The following is a 6,032-nucleotide window of genomic DNA, read 5'->3' as shown; positions in this document are numbered from 1 at the left end:
GGCGGGCACTCCGCTCAAGCGGCTGAACGCGGCCCTCACCCGTGAGGGGCGGAGCCCCGACGCGGGGTCTGGGGCGCGGCCCCAGGTCAGTGGCGGGCGCGCGCGCGGACCAGCAAAAGCGCGCCTCCCCCGAGCGCGAGCATCATGGCCGCCCCGCCCGCGATGTACGTCGTCGTGGCGCTGCCGCCGGTCTCCGCGAGGTTCTCCCCGGCGGGATTTTCACCGGACTGGGCCTGCACGCCCTGGCTCGGCTTGGCGGACGGCTCCTGCGTGGCGGGGGCGGAGGCCTTGGGCGACTCACACTTCGCCTCGGCGAGGGTGACCACTCCGGTCACCTCGGCGACGTTCAGCTTGAGAGGGTTGACCGAGACCTTGAGCTCCAGCGCGGTGGCGGCGGCCGTACGGGACGTGGTGTGCGTCTTCGACAGGTCGAGCGTCACCTCGCCGACGCCGGGCACATCGACCCGGGTGGTGCCCCCGGTGGAAAGCGTGACCTTCTTGCCGAGCACGGTCACGTGGCCAAGCAGATTCGACTCGGCGACCGGCTGCTTGCCCGCCTCGCAGACGGCCTTCGACGTGACCTTCTCGACCTCGATCAGGGAGAGCAGCGGCAGCCCGGGCACATGCACCCGGGCGCGCACGAGGTTGGTGTACCCCTCGGCCCTGTGCTTGTCGACGGTCGCCTTCGCGGTGGCCACGTCCGCGCGCAGCACCTGGAAGGGCCTGCCCTGGTCGACCCCGTCCAACTGCACGGTCAGCGCGGTCTTCTCGGCACTCGCCGGGGCCTGCACCTCGTTGAGCGTGGCCTTGAGCGGGACGTCGACGGTCTTGCTGAGCAGGGAGACATCGAGACCGGTACGGAGCACGACCGCACTCGCCCGCCCGTCGCCACCCCCGGTGGCGTGCGCCGGGGCGGCGAGGGCCACGGGGCCGGCGACCAGCGCGGCAGCGGCCGTGACGGCGGCGCAGCGGCGTGCGGCAGGCATGCGGAAGGTGTTGCTGTTCAAGGTGGTGGAACCCCCACAAGAGACATGGCGTCGCCGGCCGCGCCACGGGGACGCGTGGGCGGTGGCGACCGAGACACCGGAATCCTTACGCACTGAGAGTGAACTGACAGAGACCTGACGCGAGTTCACCCCAAAGTGGGGTTTCCGGGACCATATTCGATTCTCGAGGTACAGATGTTCCCCCGGGCCACGCGTGTCACGGCGACAGGGTGGTGCGCCGGTGGGCCTCGCGGGATCGCGCATGAAGTGGTTCAACGAACGTTTCCGGGCGCGCGTCACGCTCGGTCAACACGGCGACGCTGTCCCGTCAGCCGATCACCCGGCCGTTCAGGATCACCCGCCGCGGCCCCGCCAGGGCCCTGACGTCAGCCCGCGGATCCTCGTCGTACACCACCAGATCCGCCGGCGCGCCCTCCTCGAGCACCGGGCGGCCCAGCCACTGACGCGCCCCCCAGGCCGTCGCCGACAGGGCCTGCAGCGGCGGGATGCCGGCCTTCACCAGCTCGGCCACCTCGGCCGCCACCAGCCCGTGCGCCAGCGAGCCGCCCGCGTCCGTGCCGACGAAAATGGGCACCCCCGCGTCGTACGCCGCGCGCACCGTGTCGTAGCGGTGCTGGTAGAGCCGCCGCATATGGGCGGACCAGACGGGGAACCTGGCCTCGCCGCCGGCCGCGAGGTCCGGGAACGTGGCGATGTTGACCAGCGTCGGCACGATCGCGACGCCCCGCTCCGCGAACAGCGGGATGGTGTCCTCGGTGAGCCCGGTGGCGTGCTCGATGCAGTCGATGCCCGCCTCGACCAGGTCCCTCAGCGCCGCCTCGGCGAAGCAGTGGGCGGTCACCCGCGCGCCCAGCCGGTGCGCCTCGGCGATCGCCGCCTCGACCGCGTCACGCGGCCAGCAGGCGGTCAGGTCCCCGGCGTCCCGGTCGATCCAGTCGCCGACGAGCTTGACCCAGCCGTCGCCGCGCCGGGCCTCCTGGGCGACGTAGGCGACGAGGTCGTCAGGCTCGATCTCATGGGCGAAGTTGCGGATGTAACGGCGCGTGCGCGCAATGTGACGGCCCGCCCTGATGATCTTCGGCAGGTCCGCCCGGTCGTCGATCCAGCGGGTGTCGGACGGTGATCCCGCGTCCCTGATGAGCAACGTGCCCGCGTCACGGTCGGTGAGGGCTTGCTTCTCGCTGGTCGCCTCGTCGACCGCGCCGTGGTGGTCGAGCCCGACATGGCAGTGCGCGTCGACCAGGCCGGGGAGCGCCCAGCCCTGGACGGTGACGGCCTCGGCGCGGGGCCGGTCGTAGGAGATCCGGCCATCCACCACCCACAGCTCGTCTCGCGCCTCCTCGGGCCCGACGAGCACCCGCCCCTTCACATGCAGCACCGTGTGATCGCTCATATCGAGCACTGTACGAGGCGCTGTGGAGGTGGCCCGCCGGACGGTCACCGGAGCCTGACGGTGACGGTGACGGTGAACGGCATTTCTCCTTGCGTCAAAGTAAGCGTTAATTAAAAATGCCGGAAGCTGCCTTATTCCAGGCAGTTTCCCATATCCTCCTGCCCCCGTTCCGCGATCCTAAACGCCAAGATTTCGATAGCACCGAACGACGTAATTCGGACGAGTCTCGCTGTCGTTACGAATATGTGACCGACCCCACAGCACGCCCGATTCGTGCCTTATTTACAGCACAAACCACCCCAACGTGTCGAGCGGCAGCGCTAGGCCCGCTCTCGCGCGATAACACAAAGAGGCGCTCCACCCAACCCCTTCCCGTAATGCATTTTCGGAATTAGCTCGGTAAATTTCCTCGGCATGACCGCCGCACAAGAAGACCTTGTACGAGCCAACCCCCCGAGCAAATTCCCGGAGATCGACACCCCCCGAGTGGAAGACGGAGCCGCGATCTGGCGCATTGCCCGCGACTCCGAGGTCCTCGACCTCAACTCCTCGTACAGCTATCTGCTGTGGTGTCGCGACTTCGCGGCCACCTCGCTGGTGGCGCGCGGCCGTGATGGTGAGCCGATCGCCTTCGTCACCGGCTATGTGCGCCCCGACCGCCCGGAGGCCCTGGTCGTCTGGCAGGTCGCCGTCGACCATGCGCACCGCGGCAGGAGGCTCGCAGGCGTGCTGCTCGACGCGCTGACCACGAAGGTCACGGACGAGCGCGGGGTGCGCGAGGTCGAGACGACCATCACCCCCGACAACACCGCGTCCGACCGGCTGTTCACCTCATACGCCAAGCGCCACCGCGCGCCGCTCGCGCGTGAAGTTCTGTTCGACGGCGGACTGTTCCCCGAGGGAACGCACCAGCCGGAAGTGCTGTACCGCATCGGCCCCTTCTCCGCCTGACCCCCCACACCTGGAGACTGCTTTGACCATCACCCCGCCCGCCCTGAGTGTCTTCGAAACCCTGGAGTCGGAAGTACGCAGCTACTGCCGCGGCTGGCCGGCCGTTTTCGACCGCGCGCAGGGCAGCCACCTCCACGACGAGGACGGCCACACCTACCTCGACTTCTTCGCCGGCGCCGGATCACTCAACTACGGGCACAACAACCCGGTGCTGAAACGCGCGTTGATCGACTACATCGAGCGCGACGGCATCACACACGGCCTGGACATGGCCACCACGGCCAAGCGCGCGTTCCTGGAGTCGTTCCAGAACGTGATCCTGCGGCCGCGCGACCTTCCGTACAAGGTCATGTTCCCTGGCCCGACCGGCACCAACGCGGTCGAGTCGGCGCTCAAGCTGGCCCGCAAGGTGAAGGGGCGCGAGTCCGTCGTCTCGTTCACCAACGCCTTCCACGGCATGTCGCTCGGCTCGCTCGCCGTCACCGGCAACGCCTTCAAGCGGGCCGGAGCCGGCATCCCGCTGGTGCACGGCACACCGATGCCGTTCGACAACTACTTCGACGGCCAGGTCCCCGACTTCCTCTGGTTCGAGCGCCTCCTGGAGGACCAGGGCTCCGGACTGAACAAGCCGGCCGCCGTGATCGTCGAGACCGTGCAGGGCGAGGGCGGCATCAACGTGGCCCGCCCCGAGTGGCTGCGCGCGCTCCAGGACCTGTGCCACCGCCAGGACATGCTGCTGATCGTCGACGACATCCAGATGGGCTGCGGCCGCACCGGCGGCTTCTTCTCCTTCGAGGAGGCGGGCATCGCGCCGGACATCGTCACTCTGTCGAAGTCGATCAGCGGCTATGGACTGCCCATGTCGCTCTGCCTGTTCAAGCCTGAGCTGGACATCTGGGAGCCGGGCGAGCACAACGGCACGTTCCGCGGCAACAACCCCGCCTTCGTCACCGCCGCCGCCGCGCTCGACACCTACTGGGCCGACGGCCAGATGGAGAAGCAGACCCTCGCGCGCGGCGAGCAGGTCGAGCAGGCGCTGCTGGCCATCGCCGGCGAGAGCGGCGAGCAGGGCGTGAGCTTCCGTGGCCGCGGTCTGGTGTGGGGCCTGGAGTTCGAGGACAAGGCGCGCGCCTCGGCGGTCTGCGCCCGCGCCTTCGAACTGGGGCTGCTCCTTGAGACCTCCGGCCCGGAGAGCGAGGTGGTCAAGCTGCTGCCCGCGCTCACCGTCTCCCCCGAGGAGCTCGACGAGGGTCTGCGCATCCTGGCCCGTTCCGTCCGCGAGACGGCCTGACACCCGTACCGACCCCGCAGGAACCCCGCGGGAAGAGGAAAGGCAACAACTCACCGTGATTGTCCGCTCGTTCAAGGACATCGAGAACACCGACCGCCATGTGAAGGCGGCGTCCGGAACCTGGGAGAGCAAGCGCATCGTGCTCGCCAAGGAGAAGGTCGGCTTCTCGCTCCACGAGACCGTGCTGTACGCGGGTACGGAGACGTCGATGTGGTACGCGAACCACATCGAGGCCGTGCTCTGCGTGGAGGGCGAGGCCGAACTCACCAACGACGAGACCGGCGAGACGCACTGGATCGAGCCCGGCACGATGTATCTGCTGGACGGCCACGAGCGCCACACCATGCGTCCCAAGACCGATTTCCGCTGTGTCTGCGTCTTCAACCCTCCCGTCACCGGACGGGAGGACCACGACGAGAACGGCATCTACCCGCTGCTCACCGAGGAGGGCTGACCCATGACCACCGCCGCTGTACGCACCGACCTGTACCCGACTCGTGGCGTGAACGAGGTGACGACCCCGCGCCAGGACCCGGTCGTCTGGTCGGCGCCCGGCACTCCGGGGCCGATCCTCCCGTCCGGGCTGATGGAGTTCGAGCGCGACGGCTTCCTCGCCGTCGACGAGCTGATCTCACAGGACGAAGTCGCGCTCTACCGCGCCGAGCTGGAACGGCTGATCGCCGATCCCGCCATACGGGCCGACGAGCGCTCGGTCATCGAGCCGAAGTCTCAGGACGTGCGCTCGGTCTTCGAGGTGCACAGGCTCAGCGAGATCTTCGCCTCTCTGGTGCGCGACGAGCGGGTGGTGGGCAGGGCCCGGCAGATCCTCGGCTCGGACGTGTACGTCCACCAGTCCCGTATCAATGTGAAGCCGGGCTTCGGCGCCTCGGGCTTCTACTGGCACTCGGACTTCGAGACCTGGCACGCCGAGGACGGTCTGCCGAACATGCGCACCGTCTCGGTCTCGATCGCGCTGACCGAGAACTTCGACACCAACGGCGGGCTGATGATCATGCCCGGGTCCCACAAGACGTTCCTGGGCTGCGCGGGCGAGACACCGCTGGACAACTACAAGAAGTCGCTGCAGATGCAGGACGCGGGCACGCCCTCGGACGCGGCGCTGACGCGGTTCGCCGACCGGCACGGAATCCGGCTGTTCACCGGCAGGGCCGGATCCGCGACCTGGTTCGACTGCAACTGCATGCACGGCTCCGGGGACAACATCACCCCGTACCCGCGCAGCAATGTCTTCATCGTCTTCAACAGCGTGGAGAACGCGGCGGTCAAGCCCTTCGCGGCGCCGGTGCCCAGGCCGTCGTTCATCGGGGCGCAGGACTTCACGCCGGTGCGCTAGGAAGTCCCCTACGAAAGGGGCGGGGGCCCCGCGCGC

Annotated in this window: 6 protein-coding genes; 4 read left to right on the top strand and 2 right to left on the bottom strand. The window is 68.6% G+C overall.

Features of this window, described 5'->3' with window-relative positions:
* Window positions 1-86 precede the first annotated feature (86 nt).
* Together ACWDO5_RS34980 and ACWDO5_RS34975 are read right to left on the bottom strand one after the other, a co-directional pair.
* Complete coding sequence (locus ACWDO5_RS34980) at window positions 87-1,007, bottom strand: SCO1860 family LAETG-anchored protein (protein WP_450534569.1); 921 nt, start codon at window positions 1,005-1,007, stop codon at window positions 87-89.
* Between the two features lie 307 nt (window positions 1,008-1,314).
* Window positions 1,315-2,400, bottom strand: a complete 1,086-nt coding sequence (locus ACWDO5_RS34975) for an amidohydrolase family protein (RefSeq protein WP_450534568.1) — start codon at window positions 2,398-2,400, stop codon at window positions 1,315-1,317.
* A 414-nt stretch (window positions 2,401-2,814) separates the two neighbouring features.
* Here ACWDO5_RS34975 and ectA point away from each other — a divergent pair, with 414 nt between their 5' ends.
* From ectA to thpD, 4 genes are read left to right on the top strand one after another with little or no spacing between them, the layout of a single operon-like run.
* Window positions 2,815-3,351 (top strand): diaminobutyrate acetyltransferase, encoded by a 537-nt coding sequence (gene ectA / locus ACWDO5_RS34970; RefSeq protein ID WP_450534567.1) that lies wholly within the window; start codon window positions 2,815-2,817, stop codon window positions 3,349-3,351.
* A gap of 22 nt (window positions 3,352-3,373) precedes the next feature.
* Window positions 3,374-4,642, top strand: a complete 1,269-nt coding sequence (gene ectB / locus ACWDO5_RS34965; protein ID WP_450534566.1) for a diaminobutyrate--2-oxoglutarate transaminase — start codon at window positions 3,374-3,376, stop codon at window positions 4,640-4,642.
* 55 nt (window positions 4,643-4,697) lie between these two features.
* A complete protein-coding gene (locus ACWDO5_RS34960) occupies window positions 4,698-5,096 on the top strand; it encodes an ectoine synthase (protein ID WP_307664257.1) in 399 nt (132 codons plus the stop codon).
* Window positions 5,097-5,099: 3 nt separating this feature from the next.
* The gene (gene thpD / locus ACWDO5_RS34955; RefSeq protein WP_450534565.1) at window positions 5,100-5,996 is read left to right on the top strand and encodes an ectoine hydroxylase; all 897 of its coding nucleotides are present in this window, start codon (window positions 5,100-5,102) and stop codon (window positions 5,994-5,996) included.
* Window positions 5,997-6,032: the final 36 nt, after the last annotated feature.

The organism is Streptomyces sp. NPDC000880, from assembly GCF_053599675.1.
The sequence above is the reverse complement of the archived record's forward strand: the minus strand, read 5'-3'. Positions and strand labels throughout refer to the sequence as shown.

Excerpts from the sequence above, each read along its gene's own strand:
- ACWDO5_RS34975 (WP_450534568.1), bottom strand. The coding sequence starts at position 2,400 with ATGAGCGATCACACGGTGCTGCATGTGAAGGGGCGGGTGCTCGTCGGG.
- ectA (WP_450534567.1), top strand. The coding sequence starts at position 2,815 with ATGACCGCCGCACAAGAAGACCTTGTACGAGCCAACCCCCCGAGCAAA.
- thpD (WP_450534565.1), top strand. The coding sequence starts at position 5,100 with ATGACCACCGCCGCTGTACGCACCGACCTGTACCCGACTCGTGGCGTG.